Source organism: Streptomyces sp. NPDC052301 (assembly GCF_044593395.1).
Taxonomy (GTDB): Bacteria; Actinomycetota; Actinomycetes; order Streptomycetales; family Streptomycetaceae; genus Streptomyces.
In genome coordinates, this window is the sequence record NZ_JBIUBE010000006.1 from 544,112 (window position 1) to 563,737 (window position 19,626).

Consider the following 19,626-nt stretch of genomic DNA (forward strand, 5'->3'; position numbering starts at 1 on the left):
GGCTTCTCAGTCAGCACTCAGGAAGCTCTCATGGTCGCGGGGGACTCTCTTGTCATGACCGAGAGCCAGGGCGCATACCCCCAGCAGCAGTACCACTCCGCTCCCGTGAACCCCGAATGGCCGCCGCCGTACGAGCCCCCGACGGCCATGACCCCCGCGCCCGCACCCGGGCCGAAGCGGAAGCGTCCCCGGGGCCCCGTCGCCCTGCTGGCGGCGGTCGCGATCGTCGCGGCGGCGGTCGGCGGCGCCACGGCGTACGGCTTCCAGGAACTCACCGGTACGGACACGGTCGCCTCCGCCGGCACCACCACCACTGTGGTGCCCGTCGGCAAGAAGGGCGACGTCGCCGCGATCGCGGCCGCCGTCAGCCCGAGCGTGGTGGAGATAAACGCGACCCTCGGCAACGGCTCCTCCACCGGCTCCGGCGTGATCATCTCGTCCAGCGGCGAGATCGTCACCAACAACCACGTCGTCTCCGGTGCGCAGTCGATCAAGGTGCGCACCAGCGACGGCAAGAGCTACACCGCCGAAATCGTCGGCACCGACAGCTCCAAGGACCTCGCGCTGATCAGACTTCAGGGCGCTTCGGGGCTGAAGCCGGCCGCGCTCGGCGACTCCTCCGACGTCCAGGTCGGTGACTCGGTCGTCGCGATCGGCTCCCCCGAGGGCCTGACCGGCACCGTCACCAGCGGCATCGTCTCCGCCCTCGACCGGGACGTGACCGTCTCCACGGACGAGGGCCAGGGGCAGGACCAGGGCGGCGACGGCCAGTGGCCGTTCCAGTTCGGCGGCCGTCAGTTCAACGGCGACACCGGCTCGTCCACCACCACGTACAAGGCCATCCAGACCGACGCCTCGCTGAACCCGGGCAACTCCGGCGGCGCACTGATCGACGCGAGCGGCCATGTGATCGGCATCAACTCGGCGATGTACTCGTCGAGCGAGCAGTCCTCGTCCTCCTCGGACGCGGGCAGCGTCGGCCTCGGCTTCGCCATCCCCGTCGACGCCGTCAAGTCCGACCTGGCCAAGTTGCGGGCGGGCTCCGGCAGCTGACCGGTTTCACCAGGGGGATTCAGCACACGGATCCGGCACAGGGATCCAGCGGGGGGATCCACCAGTCAGCCTCCAGCAGGCAGCAGGGAGTACGTCATGATCACGAAGGTTTTCCACGATGTCCCCGTAGGCGGCCCGGCCGGTATCACCCTGGCCCTCGAGGTGGCGCAGGAACTGCACGCCCCGGCCGCTCCCCCGCGCGCCGCCGAGGTCGTGTCGGTCCCCGAGCTGATGGGTCTGCGCACCTCCGCCGCCCGCCCGCACCGCCGCAAGGTGCCGCTGCACCGCCTGAACGCGATGCGTGGGCTGGCCGTGCTGAGCGCCTGAACCCGGCATGCGCCTCCCAGGGCGGGTAAACATGCGACGCTGAGACACGCCCCGACCGTCCCGAGCACCCGACCGCTCCCACCACCCCGACCACCCGACCCTTCGCACCCCGAGGAACCGCGAGCGATGAGCCCCGCCGAAGGCGACCGTGACCCCCAGCGCATCCTGATCGTCGACGACGAGCCCGCCGTCCGCGAGGCGCTCCAGCGCAGCCTCGCCTTCGACGGGTACGACACCGAGGTCGCCGTGGACGGCGCGGACGCGCTGGAGAAGGCCACCGCCTACAAGCCGGACCTGGTGGTGCTGGACATCCAGATGCCGCGCATGGACGGCCTGACGGCGGCCCGTCGGATCCGGGGCGCGGGCGACACCACCCCGATCCTGATGCTCACCGCCCGCGACACGGTCGGCGACCGGGTGACGGGGCTGGACGCGGGAGCGGACGACTACCTGGTCAAGCCGTTCGAACTGGACGAGCTGTTCGCCCGTATCCGCGCGCTGCTGCGGCGCAGCTCCTACGCGGCGGCGGTGTCGGCCGAGGCCCAGGAGGACGAGGCCCTCACCTTCGGCGACCTGCGCATGGACCTCGCGACACGGGAGGTCACCCGGGCCGGCCGCCAGGTCGAACTGACCCGCACGGAGTTCACCCTGCTGGAGATGTTCATGGCCCACCCGCGCCAGGTGCTCACCCGGGAGCAGATCCTGAAGGCGGTGTGGGGCTTCGACTTCGAGCCCTCGTCCAACTCCCTCGACGTCTACGTCATGTACCTGCGCCGCAAGACCGAGGCGGGCGGCGAGCCGCGACTGGTGCACACCGTGCGCGGGGTCGGGTACGTCCTGCGGCAGGGCGGCGCCGAGTGAGCAATCTGGCACGGCGCTACCGTTCGCTGCCGCTCCGGGCCCGCCTCGCGGTACTGGTCGCGGCGGCGGTGGCGTTCGCGGTGGCGGCGGTCTCGGTGACGGCCTGGTTCATCGTGCAGGGGAAGCTCTACCAGCAGGTCGACGCCGATCTGCAGAAGGCGGTCCGGCCCCAGGCGGCTGCCGACGTCAACGCGGCGCTGGATACCTGCCCGCAGGCCGCCTCGGAGTCGAACTCCGGTTTCCGGGCGCGCGGCACCTATTACGGCGAGCTGGTCAGGGCGGACGGCACCGCCTGCGTCTTCTCCAACTCGGCGGGCACGGTGCAGACCGTCGCCAGCGACCGGGAGGTGGCGAAGACGGCCCAGTCGCGCGAGGGCGGTCTGCTGCGCAACGGTACGGACGGCAACGGCAACGCCGTCCGCGTGCTGACCTCGCCCCTGGTGGTCACCGACGACCTGGGCACCCCGCCGCAGCTGTACCCGAACACGGCGCTGCTGGTGGCCACCCCGCTCAAGGCCACCCAGGACACCCTCAAGGACCTGGCCCTCATCCTGCTGCTGGTCTCCGGGATCGGGGTGGTGGGAGCAGGCGCCGCGGGTCTCGCGGTCGCCCGGGCCGGCCTGCGCCCCGTCGACAAGCTCACCGAGGCCGTGGAACACGTGGCCCGCACCGAGGACCTGACCATCCGTATCCCCGTGGAGGACGACAGCGAGGACGAGGTGGCCCGGCTCTCCCGCTCCTTCAACTCGATGACGGCCTCGCTGGCCAGCTCCCGCGAGACCCAGCAGCAGCTGATCGCGGACGCCGGCCACGAGCTGCGTACCCCGCTCACATCGCTGCGGACGAACATCGAACTCCTCACCCGCAGCGAGGAGACCGGCCGCCCGATCCCGCCGGAGGACCGCAAGGCCCTGCTCGCCTCGGTGAAGGCGCAGATGACCGAGCTGGCCGCGCTCATCGGCGACCTGCAGGAGCTGTCCCGTTCGGAGGGCGAGCGCGGCGAGCGCGTCCAGGTCGTCGCCTTCCAGGACACCGTCGAGGCGGCCCTGCGCCGGGCACGGCTGCGCGGGCCCGAACTGACCATCACGGCGGACGTGGAGCCGTGGTTCGTCCGGGCGGAGCCCTCCGCGCTGGAGCGGGCGGTCGTCAACATCCTGGACAACGCGGTGAAGTTCAGTCCCGGGGGCGGCACGATCGACGTGCAGCTCACCGAGGGCGTCCTGACCGTCCGCGACCACGGTCCCGGCATCCCCGCGGACGAACTCCCGCACGTCTTCGACCGCTTCTGGCGCTCCCCCAGCGCCCGCGCGCTGCCCGGCTCGGGCCTGGGCCTGTCCATCGTGGCCCGCACGGTCCAGCAGGCGGGCGGCGAGGTCACCCTGACGCACGCGGAGGGCGGCGGCACGGTGGCGACGGTACGGCTTCCCGGGGCGGCCACGCCTCCGCCGGACACGGTGCCGGTCTAGGCGCAGGTGCAGCCGGAGGCGGGGCAACCTTCGGCGCCCCACGGCAACTCCAGGTCGGCCACACGTCCAACGGGACCGGAACAGCCATGAGCCCCCACCCCCCTCGTACCCACCGTCGCCGCCGTACCGCCGTCTCCCTCGGCGTACCCCTCGCCCTGGCGACCACCGGAGCCCTCGCGTTCACCTACGGCGCCTTCGGCTCGGGCCGGTACAGCACCGTGCAGGCGGCGGTGGACACCGTCCCGGCGAACAACCCCTCGCGCGTGGTGATCCCGGTGCAGCCCGGCACCCGGGCTTCCGCCCAGGAGACGGCCGACTGGCTGAGGGACTGGAGCCCTTCGGCTTCCTGAGGGGTGGGGTTCTCGTCAGCTCCGCTTCCACCACTCCATGAGCTGCTTCAACCCCGCCCAGGCGGCGGCATCGGTGCCGTCACCCAGGGGATAGTGCAGGGCACGGCCCAGACGCAGCGGGGGCGTACCGGTCGGGGGGTTCTCGGCCCGTCGCCGGCCCACGGCGTCCGCCTCGATGCCGCCGAGCGTGACCGCCACCGGGGCCGGCGGGGCCTCGATGTGCGGCGGAACCGCCAGGTCGCGACGGGCCGCTCGGAGTGAGGTCAGCAGCGTGACCAGGCCGTGCTCGGCGTCGAGCGCCGAGGCCAGGGCCTCGATCGCCGCCAGCGGTGGTTCCTCGTCCCTGCCGTAGCCGAGCGCGAGTGTGACGTCCTCCTCGACACCCGCTGGAGTGCGCAGTACCCGGACGGTGGCCAGGGCGGGGCGTTCGGGCCGCCCGACCGCGACGAGCAGCGTGGGCCGGGGCGCCCGGGCACGGGCGAGGTCGGTGATCTCCCGGGTGGACCAGGGCAGATTGACGGGTTCGGCCGTGCTCCAGCCGGCAGGTGGGGTGCCGGTCAGGTGCCGCCACGTGGTCTCCAGGGCACGGCCGAGGACCAGGCCCTCCGCCGCCCGGTGCCGGGTACGCAGAGCGACGAGGAACTGGCGGTCACCGCTGTCGGCGGCCGACGTGAACGGTGTCGCCACCGAGGTGGTGCCCTGGCGGTCGCGGACCGGCGTGAAGCTTCCGCTGTGCCAGTGGAGTACAGCGCCGGACAGTCCGTCGTAGTAGCCGTGCTCGGGATCCTGTACGACCCAGCGATTGGGCAGGCCGTGCAGGGCGGTGCGGGCGGGCAGGGTGAGGCGCGCCGTGGGCGGCGTGACGATCTGCACGCTGCGGCCGGTGCCGGAGGCTGTGTGGAAGGCGTCCGACAGCCAGCCGGTCAGGGCGACGACCGGCTTGTCCTGGATGACGACGGCGGTCGTCTCCGTGAGGACGTCGATCGCCGGCGCGATGGTGTCCGCGACGGGGTTCGCGGAGATGTCCGTGGTGAGGGGGACGACCTCGGTCGTGGCGGCGTCCGCGGGCCAGACCGTGCCCCCCAGTACGGTCGTCAGACGTCCGGCGAAGGAGCCCGCGAGCCGGCCGGCCTCGGTGACGGCGGTGGAGGCGCGCGCCTCCGTCCACCAGACCGGCCCAGGGGGTGCGGCACCCGGCAGGAGCCGGTCGACCTCGCCGGGGACCTGCACGAGAACCGGTGCCTCCACGGAGACGAGCGGTCGGCCGTCGGCTGCGCACAGCTGGACCACGGCACCGTCGCGCAGGGCATTCACACCGAGGTCGGGGCCGCCCGCGAAGAGGCCGGCGAGCAGCGTGCGAATCTCCGGCATCTTCGGAGTGAGCGCGATGACATCCTTCGTCACGGGGCCTCTTCCGGGGTCTTCTGCTTGGTCAGGGCGGTCTGGATCAGCTGGTGGGGGCGGCCGCGGCGGACGAGGGTGCCTCGCCCGGGCGGCTGCTGGGAGGCGTACAGGCCGGGCAGGAGCTGGCCCTCGCCGCGCTCGCCGGCCATGACCAGCACGGCGGTCCCGGTCTCGCGCAGGCTGGTGAGCAGTGGCTCGTAGAGGGCTCGGGAGGCTCCTGCCGCGCGGCGAGCCAGGACGAAATGCAGGCCGATGTCCTGTGCGCAGGACAGATACGGCAGGAAGGGGGCGAGCGGCTGCTGGCCGGCGGTGGTGAGGATGTCGTAGTCGTCCACGAGGATGACGATCCGCGGTCCGCGAAAGGCCGGCTCGCTCCCTCGGTCGTCCGGTTCCGCCGTCTCCGGCAGGCGCTTCTCCAACTCCGTGGCGATGCCCGTGGACAGGACCGCTGCAAGTTTGGCGTTGTGCGCGTATCCGCCGCGGTACGACTCGGGGACGACACCGCGCAGGCCGCGGCGTGGATCGTAGACACCGAAGACGAGTTCCTCGTCCGTGTACCGCTCGACGAGCTGTGCCGCGATCAATTCGAGCAGGTTGGTCTTGCCGCACTCGTTGTCGCCGAGGATCAGCATGTGCTGGTCGCTGCCGAACAGGTCGAGCAGGACCGGCGCGAGAGCATCCTGGTCCACACCGATCGGGATGCGCCCCGGCTCGGCCGCCGGAGCGGGAAGACGGACGGCCGGCAGCCGGGTGGGCAGGACCCGCACCGGCGGGGCCACCTCGCCGTGCCAGGAGGCCCGGACGGTACGCGCGGCCTGTTCGAGTGCGGGCCCCAGATCGTCCGTGGCGGGCCGGCCGTCCATCCGGGGCAGTGCCACCTGCGCGAACAGTTTGCCGTCAGTGAGTGCCCGGCCGGGGGTGTCCGGCGTGAGCGTCTGTGACAGCTTGCGGTCGACGGAGGAGTCGGCCGGGTCGTTCAGGCGCAGTTCGACCCGGGTGCCGAACAGGGACTGGGCGGCGATCCGCACGTCGTTCCAGCGCAGCAGGCCTGCGACGACGTGGATGCCGTAGCCGCCACCGCGCTTGAGCAGGTCGGCGACGGGATCGTCCAGTTCGGCGTACTCGTCCCGCAGCGCGCCGAAGCCGTCGACGACGAGGACGATGTCGGTGGCGCCCAGCTCCGGCAGGGCACCTCGGGACCGCAGCGTGCGCAGTTGTTCCACCGAGTCGATGCCGTGCCGGCGGAAGAGGTCCTCACGCTCGGCGAGCATGGTCCGCACCTCGGCGACCGTGCGGGCGGCCCGCTCGTGGTCGGCGCGTCCGGCGACCCCGCCGACGTGCGGCAGGCCGGCGAGGGCCGCGAGACCGCCACCGGCGAGGTCGAGGCCGTAGACGGCGACGTCGTACGGCGTGTGGGTGAGAGCAAGGGAGAGGACCAGCGTGCGCAGCAGGGTCGTCTTGCCGGACTGCGGGCCGCCGATGACCGCCGCGTGACCGCCGGCCAGCGTCAGGTCCAGCAGCCACCGGCTCTGCCGCTGGCGGGCCGGGTCGTCCAGGATGCCGAGAGGTATCCGCATCGCGCCCGCACGCCCCTCCAGGTGCAGTCCGCGCTCGGAGGCCTGTACGGGCCCCGCGGCCCGGTCGAGGGTGACGGCGTCCGGCAGCGGCGGCAGCCAGATGCGCCGCACCGGAGGGGCAGCGGTGGCGAGTTGCCCGACCATCACGGACAGCACGGTCGGACCCGTTTCGCGGCGCGTGGCCGACGGCCCCTCATCGGCCGTCCCGGCCTCCTGGGGTGCACTGTACGTCGGGTAGAGCAGGGCGCGCGGCGCGGCGTCGCCTTGCTCCCATGCGGCAGGCCCGTGATGGCTGCCGGAGACGTAACCCGCCTTGAATCGCTCGTAGGTGGAGGTGTCGACCTTCAGATAGCCGAAGCCGGGCAGCGGCGGCAGGTGGAAGGCGTCAGCGGTGTCGAGGACGGTGCGGGATTCGTCGGCGGAGAAGGTGCGCAGACCCAGTCGGTACGACAGGTAGGTGTCGAGTCCGCGGAGCTTGCCGCCCTCGATGCGCTGGCTGGACAGCAGCAGATGCACGCCGATGGAGCGGCCGATGCGGCCGATCGACAGAAAGAGGTCGATGAAGTCGGGCTTGGCAGTGATGAGTTCACCGAACTCGTCGATCACGACGAAGAGGTGGGGCAGCGGTTCGAGGTCCGGCCGTTCGGTGGCCCGGAGCACCGCGTAGTGCCCGATGTCGGCGACGTCCCCGGCGTCCTTCAGGACCTGCTGACGGCGCTTGACCTCACCGGCCAGGGACGTGTGGACGCGCTCCACCAGCCCGGCCTGGTTCTCCAGGTTGGTGATGACCCCGGCGACGTGCGGAAGCGTGGCGAAGGGGGCGAAGGTGGCGCCACCCTTGTAGTCGACCAGAACGAGGGCGAGATCCTCCGGTGAGTGCGTTGCGGTCAGAGCCAGGACCAGCGTGCGCAGCAGCTCGCTCTTGCCGGAGCCGGTCGCGCCCACGCACAGCCCGTGCGGACCCATTCCCAGCTGGGAGGACTCTTTCAGGTCGAGCAGCACGGGCTCGTGCCGGTCCGTCAGGCCGATCGGCACGCGCAGGAAGTCGCGCTCGCTGCGCGGTTCCCACAGCCGTTTCAGGTCGAGAGCGGCCGGATCCTCGATGCCGAGCAGCGCGGGGAAGCCCACCGGTCCGGACACCGGCGTGCCGTCGGCCGCGGACTCCGCCGACAGCCGCAGCGGCGCCAGCATACGGGCGATGCCCTCGGCGCCTGCGGCGCTCACCACGTCGGCCGTTCCTTCGCCGACGGTGCCACGCAGGTCGTCGACGACCACCCGGTCCCCGTCGACGGTGATGCGTACGCTCACCTGGTCCGGCTCGTGCACCTGCTCCCGGAGCAGGTGCAACACGGTCACACCCATCTCCGGCAGTCCGACGGTCGAGTCGGGCAGCGGCAGGTCGGCCGCAGGAGTCCCATGAGTGTCGCTGACCACGAACAGCCGGTCGATCGACCGCAGCGCCTCACGGTCGGACAGTCCGCGCCGCACCTCGGCCGCGTATCCGGCGCGCCGCCGCAGGGCGGACCCGCACAGCAGGGCCAGCCGGTCCAGGTCGGGGGCGATCCGGCGAGCGGCGACGGGTCCGTCGTACACCTGCGGATCGAGGAGGTGCGGCAGCCACTTGGCCCACTCCCAGGCCTGCTCGTCCGGCGTGGCCAGGGCGACGGAGACGTCGTCCGGAGCGTGGGTGACCACCGTCTGGACGAGCAGGGCGCGGGCGACAGCGAGTACGTCGCCCCGGTCACCTATGACGCTCACGTTCCCGGCCCGGTCCAGCGGCACGGTGAGCGGGAAGCCGGTGGCGGTGGTGAAGCGTCGCTGCAGCGCCCGGGCTTCGTTGAGCATGAACGGGTCCGGGGGCGTGAGGGCCCCGCCGGCGGCGCTCTGGGCGATGGTCAGGTCCTGCACCGGCACCTGGCCGACGCCGAGTCGCGGATGCAGGAAGTCGGGATCCTGGCGTCGCCGCTCCCACAGCCGGGCCGGGTCGCGGACGAGGTCGTACAGTGCCTCCGGTGGTGGGTCGAGAAGGCGGGCCCGGGTGCGCCGCTCCCGTTCGGCAGCGCCCAGCTCCGCCCTGAGGTGCTCCAGGTGTTCGAGGTAGCGCTCCCGCTGCACGCGACGGGTGCGCTGTGCCTTGCCCCGCTGTGAGAGGAACAGGGTGACCGCCCCGAGCAGGGCCACGACCAGCACCATCGCGCCGAGCGCCGCGAACTGGCTGTTGCGGATGATGGTCATCATCACGACGGAGCTGACGACGCCGGCCATGGGCAGGAGCGCGGTCGCCGCGTTGCCGACCTTGCCCTCGGGCAGGTTGGGCGGCGCCTCGACCGTGCGTGCGGGGGCGGGCTGCAGGGGCGGGGTGCTACGGGCCGGCCGGTGCACGATTCGCTGGGTCATCGCACCGGCACCGCCCGCCGCATCGCCTCGGCGGTGAGCCGGACGGTGGCGTCCCGGGTGGCCTGGCTCAGCATGGCGGTGTGGATGGGACCTCCCTGAGCGAGGTGGCGGTCGTAGGGCAGCAGTACGACGGGCACACCGGGCTCCCGCAGATGTGCCGCAGCGGCCTTGGCGTCGAGCGTGGCATCCGGCGAGGCGGCACTGAGGGCGACGACGGTGGTGGCGAGTGCCGAGTGCGGCAACTGCCCCAGCCAGTCGAGTACCTGACGGGTGCCGTGGATTCCCTCGGCGGTCATCGGCGCGACGACCACGCGCGCGTGCGCGGTGTCCATCGCGGTACGTGCCACCTCGCCGGGCAGCGTCTCGCAGTCGACGACGGTCACGGCGAAGTACCGGCGCAGGGCGAGCGTCACGGTGCGGTAGGTGCGCACGTCCAGCGGGGCGCCGACCCTGCCCTGGCTTGCCGGAAGCAGCCATCCGCCGTCGGTCACCGGCACCAGGTACCCGGTCACGTCGGTGAGTTGCATGGCAGGGGTGAGGATCCGAGCGAGGTCGGCGCAGGACCACCGCACCGTCTCGGCGCCCATGCGCACCGGCAGGGTGCCGAGGGCGGCGTCGGCTTCCAGGGTGAGGACGGGGTCGTGCCGGAAGTGGTTGAAGGTACGGCCGAGCAGCGCCGAGACGGTCGACTTGCCGACGCCACCGCGGATCGACGTCACCGCGATGACCCGTCCGGTGGTGACCGGCTGCTGCACTTCACGGGCGTACCGGGTCTGTTCGGCGACTTCCTGACCGGGCGAGGTGGCCAGCCTGCGCAGGGACCGGCCTGCCCGGTGGGCGAGAGAGTCGCCGTGCTGCGGGCGACCGAGGGCGAGGGCAAGGCGTGGGTCGACTGTGGGAAGGGACTGGGGTGTCGGAAGGGCGGGGGCCGCGGGGACGCGGGGATCGCCCGGCGCCGGGTGAGAAGAACCGGTGGGTGCCGGGTGGGCGGACCGCGCCCCGGTCGCGGGCCGAGCGTGGCGGAGGTCCGGGGACGCCGGTGCGGGCTGGGAATCCTGGCGGAGGTCCGGGGACGCCGGTGCCGACTGGGAATCCTGTCGAGGGGTGGGGGGCTCCTGTGCGGCCCGGGACTCCTGACGCACGGCCGGCGCGGAGTCCCCTCCCCTCGCCCCCGTTTCGGTCAACTGCTTGAGCACGTCGTGCTGCCAGTCCCCGCCCCCGGTCATGCCGATCGTCCCCCTCGAACCCGCGCCTACGCGAAGGTGCCGAGCAGCCGCCCGTACACCCCGAACACACCGATGGTCAGCGGAAACAGCGCGACCACAGCAACGGACTCCACCACGTCACCGAGCTTGCGCAGCCGCACGCGTACGTGCTCGGCGGGATCCACGGTCAGCACCGCGAGGGGTACGACGGCGAGCAGGGCGAGCACGACGACGGGCCCGAAAGCCGCCCGGGCGTGCCCGAGCCACAGGCCGACGGCTCTCAGCGCCACCGCGGCGGACGCGGCGAACAGCGTCACGACCTCGGCGGTCAGCGGAAAGGCCCGGGTGCGCAGGGCGAGCGCGAGCATGACGACGACGGCCAGCGGAACGGTCCATACGGTCGCTGTCCGCAGCAGCAGCCAGCCCCCCGCAGCGGCGGACACGCCGAGGACGACGGTGGCGATCAGCAGCCCGCGGTGGGCGGCCGCGAGAGCCGTCCCCACCTGGTAGCGGCTCACCGAGGCGCCACCGGTGCGCTGGTCGTCGAGTCGGGTCAGCCCGGCTCCCGTCAGCGCGAGCCGTGGCAGCAGACCGAGCACGACGACGGAGACGACGGCGAGCAGTGCGCCGCTCCTGGTCTGCTGGGTGGCGGTGCCTGCGCCGTCCTGGAAGGCGAGGACCATTTCCCACAGCCCAAGGCAGGCGGCTAGACTCCCGGCCCCGATCAGTGCCCCGCGCCCGAGCGGCGTGAACCATCCGGCGAGCGCGAGGGTGACGGCGACGGCCCCCGTGACGGCGGCGAGCCGCACGGCGCCGGACCGGTCGGAGGCGTCGGCAGCGGTCCAAGCCCCGAGTGCGCCCAGCGCCCCGGCGGTGGTGAGGAGCGTGACGGCGAGTCCACGCCTGTCCAGCCGCCCGCAGAGCACACCACCGACCGCGGCCACGGCCGCGACGAGGAGGAGGGCGTCGGCAACGCCGGACAGCGCGAAGTGGCCGCGGGCCAGTACACCGGCGGCAAGCGCCCAGAAAGCGGTCGCACTTCCGGCGACGACGCGCCGCGCGGCAGGCCGCCACCGCCAGGCACGCAGGTCGAGATCGTCGGCGACTTCGTCACTGACATCGTGGATGACGGGCGCCGAGGGGGATTCCTCGACGCGCACCAGCCGCAGCACCGCACCGTCGGGCACACCGGCCGACTCCAAGGTGGCGTCGTGCGCGAGGGCCGAACCGTCCGCGGTCACCAGATGCCGGGACTCCGGCCGCGCGCCCACGCGATCGTCCAGGAGTCGCATGGCCTCCGGCAACAGCACACCGACCGGTTCCCGCGAGGGCAGCACCAGGTCCACCCGGCGTCGCTCTCCGATCAGCGTCACGCGGCTGAGCGCCGTACGACCCCGGGCCGCGGAACGCCTCAAGGACCCCGTGGTTATCACGTGTTCGAACCTATCACCGGGTGTTCGGAGCGCCGGAAGGCGTTGCGGGACTGGGGAGTGAGGAGGGCGTGGAGGCGTAGGGAGTCTTCCCGATGACGTGATGCGAGAGGAACGACCATCCCACGCATCCGGCACACGCGACGGCGGCGAGGACGATCCCCGCGAACGCCTTCCCCAGCCGCTCGTCCAGGGTCCGCCGCTGCCGCTGCGCCCCGAAGAGCAGCGCGTCCCGGAGCCGACGCCGCCGGACGGAGACGGACTCCAGGAGCTGACTGTCGTAGTCCTGAGCCGTCACGTCGGGAACTCACCGAGCCAACTGCGCTTCAGCAGGTGCTCGGGCAGGTACTCGGACTCCACCTCGATGGGGCGGCCGGCATCGTAGGCGAGGCACGTCACGCCGAGGACGGCGAGCGGGATGTCACCGTCTCCCGACTCCTCTCGCTCGGGATCAGCCGTCCAGTACTCCTTGTGAAGCTCCAGCGCCTGCACGAGAGCCTCGTTGAACTTGCCGGGGTCCTGGCTGATGAAGCGGTAGAAGAGGTTGATCGGCGGATAGAGGACCTTCAGCATCATCTCGCGATCGATGACCCGCAGCCGGTCGGGGTCGGTTCCGTCGAACGCCGCAACCAGCTTCTCTCCCAGCCCCGGACGCTCCAGCCAGTACGTCTGCAGCACGTCCACCCAGTCGTAGATGTACTCCTCGAACACCGCGCCCGAGGCCCGCAGCGTCTCGATCGGCACCTGGCACAGCTGCGTCATCCGCGCCTGATCACGACAGACAACCGCCAGCCAGAAGGCCTCAAGCCACGTGCCGGCGTCCGTGAAGTGCTTGGGACCGACGGCGGGGATGGCACGGACCTTGTGGGCGATCATGCACTCGGCCGTGGAACCCTGAGGCGCGGTCGCGGAGGAGAAGAGCGCGGAGCCGACCTGCATGGCCATGACCCAGGATTCCCAGGTTTCGAGAAGTTCAGCCTTGGGGTCGATGGAGCACTGCGTCTTGGCGGTGTGCAACGCGCTGCTGAAGACCAGACCGAAACTGCTGGGATACCGCTCCAACCGCTCGATTTCCTCGACAGTGTCCTCGACGAGCTCCTCTCGCAGCGCAGCCGGATCCGGATGGCTGCCCTGGAAAGGAGGCCGGGAAATGACCGTCGCCATGGAAGCTTCCCTCATTCTGCGATGTCGAACTGTTTCATTTCATAGCCAGCGTAGCGAGTCCCGTCTGCCTTCGCCTGCACCAGGACATAGTCGACATTGTTGTCATCGAGGGCGGTTTGGAGCTCGCCAGCCAAACGCTTCTCGGCCCGCGCTTGGTCAAGCATCCCTTTCCTCTGATAGACCGTGGCCCTCTTCTTCATCTCCGCAAGAATTGTTTCAAAATACTCACGTGACCCTTGCGTCACCAATCGGCCACTATGCCCCTTTCGCACGCCTAGCCTAGCTTTTGTGGACCCCTTCGCCTCAACTACGACATAACGCCCATCAGGCGTCTTGTAGACCTGATCGAACCGGTTGTTTCCGAACGCCCCGTCGTCCACGCGAACCGCGCCGCGATAGTGCTCCGGTATCGCATGGCGCTCAGCGACATCCTCGCCGAACAGCTCGCTCTGCCGGTTCGCATCCCCGTGCAGCGGCGAGTGCTTGGCGTCAGCCTTGTCCACCTCGCCGGCCAACTCGTCCGTCGGGTTGGCCGCGTACGCCTTCTCCGCCTTCTCCAACTCATCCTCGGCGGCCTTGTCGGCCTTGATGGCCTCGTGCCGCGCGGCGGCCTGCTTGTCCAGCTCGTGCAGCACGCCAGGGTGAACGTCAGAGCGCTTGCCCAGCACGGGATCGTCGTGGACGAAGTGTTCCTTGATCGCCGGCGGCATGTCGCTCTTCGCGATCCACTTGCCCGGGTGGAAGGGGTCGGCGACGAGCTGCGGCACGGCTTGGCCGTAGCCACCCTGCGCCGTCGTGGACCGCCGGTAGCCATTGGACCGATAGTGCTTCTTGAACCACTTCGGGTCGTTGTTGGCCCGCTCCACCTGCCTGCGCATGATCTCGCGCTCGGCATCGAGCGGACTTCGGCCACCGCCGGCTCCCCCGTGGTGCGCACCGCTGCCCCCCGCCCCGGACGAACCGCCCCGTGCAGGTGCCACGTGATCTGCGCCATCACCGACGCCAGTCGCCTGCCCGGCGCCGCGTCCTCCGACTCCGGCAGGCTCCCGCTCCGGCACCGGTGCCTGCTGGTGCGCGGGCGACCTCGCGGCGGATCGTTCCTGCATCGGCGCTTCGTTCACCGCATGGCCGTGCTTGTCGTAGGCGACGAACTCTCCGTCCCGGATGACGACCTTGGAGCCGTCGGCCAGCTCGATCACGCTGTGCACGCGTGTCACGTCGACAGAGGTGTCCACACCGGCGAGGATCCTCGACGTCACCTCGGACACCTTCGGCATTCTGCGCACGACCGCGCCCGCCGCCTTGAGGCCGCCCGATACGGGGTCGATCACTTCACCGATCTTCGCGGCGACACCGGCCCCCCGGGCGACCGCGCCGAACTTGCCGGCCTTGGCCGCGACGCCCAGGGGGCCCGCGCCCAGAGTGAGGCCGTTGAAGAGCACCGTCGCCGACGCCCGGGCGGGGTTCTCCTTCCACTCGTCCCAGGCCACGAAGGACTTGGCGAACTCCTTCGCGTACGCCTTGCTGCCCTGGGCGTAGTCCGAGGCGTAGAAACCGCTCGGCTTCTTGCCGCCCATCTCGTGCAGGTAGGTGTCGGCGCCGATGAACACCCGGCCCAGACCACTCCAGGTGTCCTTGAACGCCTGCGATCCGTTGAGGCCCACCATGGAGCCGAGTCCCTTGATGCTGCCCCAGACGTTGTCGACGATCAGGCCGTCCCAGACGAAGCTCTTGAAGTAGTGGTTGAAGTCGTGCGGGTCCCACCAGTCATAGTGCTGGGCCACCGGGGTGCCCCACGGAAGCTCCTTGGTGTGGTCCAGTACGTCGGCACCGTATCCATAGAGTTCGGTGCCCGGCGAAGCATGCTGCTTCCCGTCGGTGTTGACGGCGTACTTGGTGCCGCCGACGAGCGCCGTGATCTTGTTGCTGCAGGTGACCTCGGCCGCCCAGAACGCCGCCTGGGCCGCATCCACGTCGTGCATCAGGGCCTGATGTTCTTCAACCTTGTCCGCGTCGTTGTTCCAGCTCTTGTCGAACTCCCCGGTACTGGTCTTGAGCCCGGCGACGAACGTGGTCGCCTTGCTCTTCAGGTGTTCGAGCCGTTTGGCGATGGGCCCGACTTCGATGGCGTAATCCACCAACGCGTCGGCCACCTTGTCGACCTTGTCCGCGAAGGCGTCGGCGGCATCCCGCGCCGGTGCGGTCGAGGCGAACAGGTCCTCCGCCTCCGGCGCCTTGTAGAAGGCCGACAGGCCCTGGAACTGCCGGTGCGCCTCGCCACCGGCCTGTCGTATGCCGTCCGCCTCCCGCCGCAGGGCGCGAACGTGCTCCTCCAACTGCCCCAGGTCACCGGTGAACAGCGGAATGGACTCCGGCTTGATCACGGGCGATCCGCCTTCCACCCTGCCGATGCCGGCGTCCACCCGTGCGGCATGTCCGGTTTCACGACGCCGGCGGCCCGACGCTGCGCTTCGGCGGCCATCTCCACGTCGCCCGCCTTGTACGCCAGAGTGGCGTCCACCGCCCCGGTGACCGACTTGCCGACCCGGACGCCGATGAACTGCACGTCACTCGCCGTGCCTTCGACGAATTCCGCGAGGGCGGCGCCCACCAGCCCGGCCTGGCCCTTGTGCTCGCCGCTCGCCCCGCCGGGGGCGAGCGTTCCGGCCGACGTAGCCGCACCCTGTACATCGCCGGAGTACGCCTCGACGACGCTTTCCATGGCCTTCATGACATCGCCCACGTGAGAGACCACCGTGGCGACGCCGGACGGAACGATGTCCCAGCCCTTCACTGCACCCCCCGTGCAACTCCGTTCATTCGCTCATCAGCTGCCTGCTCCGACCAGGTCGTCAGCCGATGGCGTCGACCGCCGCCCGCGCCTTGGCCAGCGTCGACTGCGCCGTTCCGTCGTTCTGCTCCAGCGTCGTCCGCACCAGCCGGATGATGTCGCGGACCTCGCCGGCGGCGCGGTGCCAGCGGACCTCTTTGCCGTGGTACTCGTCGGCGACGCCGTCCGCGGTGAAGTCGGCCATCGCGGCCTTCACCGCGCGGTCGCGGTCGCCGAGTACGCGCTCCAACTGACCGATGATGCTTGCAATGTTGGACTGCACCTCGGCAGAGGCACCGGTGTCGTACGAGCGGCGGTCCAGGTTCTGCCCCATGGCCGGATTCCCCCTTGAGAACTGAGAACAGAGAAAGGTGACGAAGTCTGCTACACCCGTGGCGCTCGACGTGCGCCGAAGCGAGCCGCGTCGAAGTTGGCCGCACCCATGTTCTGGTGAGCGTTGTCCCCCAACTCGACGTCACCCGAGCCGAAGGCGGTGTCCATGCCGGACTGGCCCCCCAGGATCGCGGTGAGGGAGCCGTTCAGAGCGGCTGTGATCTCGTCGGCATGTGCCTTGAAGTCGTCGAACGCCGCCTTTCCCTCACCGTTGAACTTTCCCTCCAACGGCTCGGCCGCCTGGATCAGCAGCCGGATCAGGGTCCCCAGGTCATCGACGGACCCGACCGTGCTGTTACCGAGCGTGGCGAGTGTCGTCGCCCCCATGTCGAACTTCATCGGTGCACCCCCGTGCGTCACTTACTACCCACAGCTCACGCGTACTCGAACATCCTCTCGCACAACCGGTTGCTGCTGCAACGAGGTTGAGGGGCTGTGGCGCGTTTCGACCTGTCGGGTCAGGGGCCTGCTACCGGCGCAGGAGCATCGTGTTCTCGGGCGCCGGAGGCGGTGCCGCGATCACTTCCGGGAGCGGTGCCGCCAGGTGGGCGTAGGTGCCGCGGCGGGCGAGGAGTTCGCGGTGTGTGCCCGTCTCCGTGAGCCGGCCGTTGTCGATGACCAGGATGCGGTCGGCGTCGGGGGCAAGGGTCAGATCGTGGGTGATCACGATCGTCGTCCGGCCCCGCATCGGGCGGCGCAGCGGCCGGACGACCTGACGGGCCGCCACGGCGTTAGGCCGGCCGTGGGCTCGTCCAGGACCAGGACCGGGGCCGAGCGCAGTAGCGCGCGGGCGATGGCGATGCGCTGGAGCTGACCGCCGGAGAGGGCGGCGGTGCCGGGGGCGATGAGGGTGTCGTAGCCGTCGGGCAGGGCGGTGATGAACTCGTGGGCGGCTGCGTCGCGGGCCGCCTGTTCGATCTCGGGGTCCGTGGCGCCGGGGCGGCCGCAGGCGATGTTCTCGCGGATGGTGCCGTTGAGGACGAGCGTCTGCCGGGGCAGCAGGGTGATCTGTTCGCGCAGGAGGTGCAGGGGGACGTCGGTCAGCGGTACGCCGTCCAGGGTGATCGTGCCGGCCGACGGGTCGTAGAAGCGGGCGAGGAGGGTGGCGAGGGTGGACTTGCCCGCGCCGCTCGCGCCCGTGATCAGGATCAGTTCGCCGGGGGCCGCCGTGAAGGTCACCTCCCGGAGGGAGGGGTGGGGGGAGGTGCGGGAGGGGACGGGGAGCTGAAGGAGACGTCGTGGAAGCCGATCCGGCCGTGCACGGCCCAGGGGGCGACCGGGGCGGCGGGATCGGTGACGGACGGTTCGGCGTCGAGGATCTCGCCGATGCGGTGGGCGCCCGCCGTGGCGGCGGTGACCGTCAGGCCCAGTCGGCCCAGGGTGCGGATCGGGGGATAGAGGTAGCCCAGGAAGGCCGCGAAGGCGAGGAGCCCGCCCAGGGTCATCCGGTCGGCGGAGATCTCCCAGACGCCCAGGCCGATCACCGCGAGTACGCACAGCGCCTCGACGACCTCGACGAGCTGCTCGTACATCGCTCAGCCGCGCCCCGCGCGCACTGGCCCGCATCCAGGGGCGGGCTTCGCGGTCCAGGCGCCGTTCCTCGTCCCGCTGCCGGTTGTGCGTCGGCGGCCCGGCCCTCCCGGGACGCCTGCTCGATGCGGCCGGAGAAGCGGCGGGCGGCGAGCAGGAACAGGGGTGCGAGGACGAAGGTGGCGAGCGCCAGGTCCCGGCGCAGCCAGAGCAGCCCTTGTCCGCGACCGGTCGGCGCTTCGGCGCGGGCTTCTCGGCAGCGGGCTTCCTCGGGGCCGGGGCGGGCTTGTGGTGCTTCTTGACGGGGGCGACCTTATGGAAAGACAGGGAAGTACTCCTCTTCCTGTGAATTGCATCTGCTTTTCTGTGAATTCCTGCGCCGATCACTCCCGGTCACTCCCGTTCGCTTTCGACATGGAAAACATCAAGGCAGCGAGAAGCGATAAAAGGTCGATTTCGGTGAGACCTCGATTAAATGCAACCGAGGTTGTTTTCAGGGAGTTTCGGGAACCGGTTTCGTATTCAGACAGGATCTAGGGGTCCCGGTCGGCCCGGGGGAGGCCGTCCCGCGGCCCGGCGTCCGACCTGTGACGTACCGCCCCTGGGCGGCCCGCCCGCCGTACCCTCATACGCATGACCAGCGACGACACCGAACGGATTCCCGGCTCCCGCTCCATCGAGACCTACTCCGCGCTCGCCCCGGACCAGGCCGAGGCCGTGCTCGCACTGCTCGCCGAGGCCGCCCGGATCGACGGCCAGCAACCGGTGTCCGAGCAGGGCCGGCTGCAGCTGCGCGGGGGTGCCCGCGAGGGCGTCTCGCACCTGCTGCTGACCACCGACGGCGAACTCCTCGGCTACGCCCAGCTGGAGGACACCGATCCGGTGGAGGCGCCGGCCGCCGAACTGGTCGTGCACCCGGCGCACCGCGGACACGGACACGGCCGGGCGCTCGGCGCCGCCCTGCTCGCCGCCTCCGGCAAGCGGCTGCGCGTGTGGGCGCACGGCGGGCACGCCGCCGCACGGCACCTCGCCCAGGTGCTCGGCCTCACGCTCTTCCGTGAACTGCGCCAGATGCGGCGGCCGTTGGCCGGCCTGGCGCTGCCGGACCCGGTGCTGCCGGAGGGTGTGACGGTCCGTGCCTTCGTGCCCGGCAAGGACGACGCGGCCTGGCTCGCGGTGAACGCCGCCGCCTTCGCGCACCACCCGGAGCAGGGCTCGCTGACCCAGCGGGACCTGGACGACCGCAAGGCCGAGGCGTGGTTCGACCCGGCCGGGTTCTTCCTCGCCGAGCGGCGCGGGGAACTGGTCGGCTTCCACTGGACCAAGGTGCACGCGACGGAGGGGCTCGGCGAGGTGTACGTGCTCGGCGTGCGGCCCGGCGAGCAGGGCGGCGGCCTCGGCAAGTCCCTGACCACGATCGGGCTGCGCCATCTCGCCGGGCTCGGCCTGCCGACCGCGATGCTCTACGTCGACGCCGACAACAAGGCGGCGGTGGCGGTGTACGAGCGGCTGGGATTCACCACGCACGAGACGGACCTGATGTACCGCACCGAGACCTGACCGGTCCGGCTCGGCACGACGCGAGGGGCGGCCCGGCTTGACGGCCGCCCCTCTCTTACACCACCCTTTCACTACTCAA

16 protein-coding genes and 1 pseudogene are annotated in these 19,626 nt (G+C 71.0%); 6 read left to right on the forward strand and 11 right to left on the reverse strand.

Annotated features, from left to right (window positions below; translation table 11 throughout):
- Window positions 1-54: 54 nt before the first annotated feature.
- The 5 genes from ACIHEJ_RS20265 (at window position 55) to ACIHEJ_RS20285 (ending at window position 4,057) form a co-directional block, all read left to right on the forward strand.
- Window positions 55-1,053 carry a S1C family serine protease gene (locus tag ACIHEJ_RS20265; protein WP_400137349.1) on the forward strand — a complete coding sequence of 333 codons (999 nt, stop codon included), beginning with the start codon at window positions 55-57 and terminating at the stop codon, window positions 1,051-1,053.
- A gap of 96 nt (window positions 1,054-1,149) precedes the next feature.
- Entirely contained in the window at window positions 1,150-1,380 is a 231-nt protein-coding gene (locus tag ACIHEJ_RS20270) for a hypothetical protein (protein ID WP_400137352.1), read from the forward strand.
- Between the two features lie 126 nt (window positions 1,381-1,506).
- On the forward strand, window positions 1,507-2,241 hold the full coding sequence (locus tag ACIHEJ_RS20275; RefSeq protein ID WP_400137355.1) for a response regulator transcription factor: 735 nt from the start codon (window positions 1,507-1,509) through the stop codon (window positions 2,239-2,241).
- 5 nt (window positions 2,242-2,246) lie between these two features.
- Complete coding sequence (locus ACIHEJ_RS20280) at window positions 2,247-3,707, forward strand: sensor histidine kinase (protein ID WP_400137526.1); 1,461 nt, start codon at window positions 2,247-2,249, stop codon at window positions 3,705-3,707.
- Window positions 3,708-3,793: 86 nt separating this feature from the next.
- Window positions 3,794-4,057, forward strand: a complete 264-nt coding sequence (locus ACIHEJ_RS20285) for a hypothetical protein (protein ID WP_400137357.1) — start codon at window positions 3,794-3,796, stop codon at window positions 4,055-4,057.
- Between the two features lie 15 nt (window positions 4,058-4,072).
- On the opposite strand, the gene ACIHEJ_RS20290 is transcribed toward ACIHEJ_RS20285, so the two are convergent.
- The 11 genes and pseudogenes from ACIHEJ_RS20290 to ACIHEJ_RS20340 form a co-directional block, all read right to left on the reverse strand.
- Entirely contained in the window at window positions 4,073-5,461 is a 1,389-nt protein-coding gene (locus ACIHEJ_RS20290) for a DUF6177 family protein (RefSeq protein ID WP_400137359.1), read from the reverse strand.
- On the reverse strand, window positions 5,458-9,435 hold the full coding sequence (gene eccCa / locus ACIHEJ_RS20295) for a type VII secretion protein EccCa (RefSeq protein ID WP_400137362.1): 3,978 nt from the start codon (window positions 9,433-9,435) through the stop codon (window positions 5,458-5,460). The genes ACIHEJ_RS20290 and eccCa overlap by 4 nt, the downstream gene beginning before the upstream one ends.
- Window positions 9,432-10,190 carry a type VII secretion protein gene (locus tag ACIHEJ_RS20300; RefSeq protein WP_400137365.1) on the reverse strand — a complete coding sequence of 253 codons (759 nt, stop codon included), beginning with the start codon at window positions 10,188-10,190 and terminating at the stop codon, window positions 9,432-9,434. Before ACIHEJ_RS20300 ends, eccCa begins: the two co-directional genes overlap by 4 nt.
- A 497-nt stretch (window positions 10,191-10,687) precedes the next feature.
- A complete protein-coding gene (gene eccD / locus ACIHEJ_RS20305) occupies window positions 10,688-12,013 on the reverse strand; it encodes a type VII secretion integral membrane protein EccD (RefSeq protein ID WP_400137368.1) in 1,326 nt (441 codons plus the stop codon).
- Window positions 12,014-12,086: 73 nt separating this feature from the next.
- A complete protein-coding gene (locus tag ACIHEJ_RS20310) occupies window positions 12,087-12,368 on the reverse strand; it encodes a hypothetical protein (RefSeq protein ID WP_400137371.1) in 282 nt (93 codons plus the stop codon).
- Complete coding sequence (locus tag ACIHEJ_RS20315) at window positions 12,365-13,234, reverse strand: immunity 49 family protein (RefSeq protein ID WP_400137373.1); 870 nt, start codon at window positions 13,232-13,234, stop codon at window positions 12,365-12,367. The genes ACIHEJ_RS20310 and ACIHEJ_RS20315 overlap by 4 nt, the downstream gene beginning before the upstream one ends.
- 11 nt (window positions 13,235-13,245) lie before the next feature.
- Window positions 13,246-15,618, reverse strand: coding sequence for a hypothetical protein (locus tag ACIHEJ_RS20320; protein ID WP_400137376.1), 2,373 nt, complete (start codon window positions 15,616-15,618; stop codon window positions 13,246-13,248).
- A complete protein-coding gene (locus ACIHEJ_RS20325; protein ID WP_400137379.1) occupies window positions 15,615-16,028 on the reverse strand; it encodes a DUF6507 family protein in 414 nt (137 codons plus the stop codon). The genes ACIHEJ_RS20320 and ACIHEJ_RS20325 overlap by 4 nt, the downstream gene beginning before the upstream one ends.
- 58 nt (window positions 16,029-16,086) lie before the next feature.
- Window positions 16,087-16,398 (reverse strand): pore-forming ESAT-6 family protein, encoded by a 312-nt coding sequence (locus ACIHEJ_RS20330; RefSeq protein WP_400137381.1) that lies wholly within the window; start codon window positions 16,396-16,398, stop codon window positions 16,087-16,089.
- Window positions 16,399-16,448: 50 nt separating this feature from the next.
- A complete protein-coding gene (locus ACIHEJ_RS20335) occupies window positions 16,449-16,796 on the reverse strand; it encodes a hypothetical protein (RefSeq protein ID WP_400137383.1) in 348 nt (115 codons plus the stop codon).
- 130 nt (window positions 16,797-16,926) lie between these two features.
- Window positions 16,927-18,195, reverse strand: a pseudogene (locus tag ACIHEJ_RS20340) (ABC transporter ATP-binding protein); the annotation flags it as partial.
- Window positions 18,196-18,620: 425 nt separating this feature from the next.
- Between ACIHEJ_RS20340 and mshD the strand changes: the two are divergent.
- Complete coding sequence (gene mshD, locus ACIHEJ_RS20345) at window positions 18,621-19,547, forward strand: mycothiol synthase (protein WP_400137385.1); 927 nt, start codon at window positions 18,621-18,623, stop codon at window positions 19,545-19,547.
- Window positions 19,548-19,626: the final 79 nt, after the last annotated feature.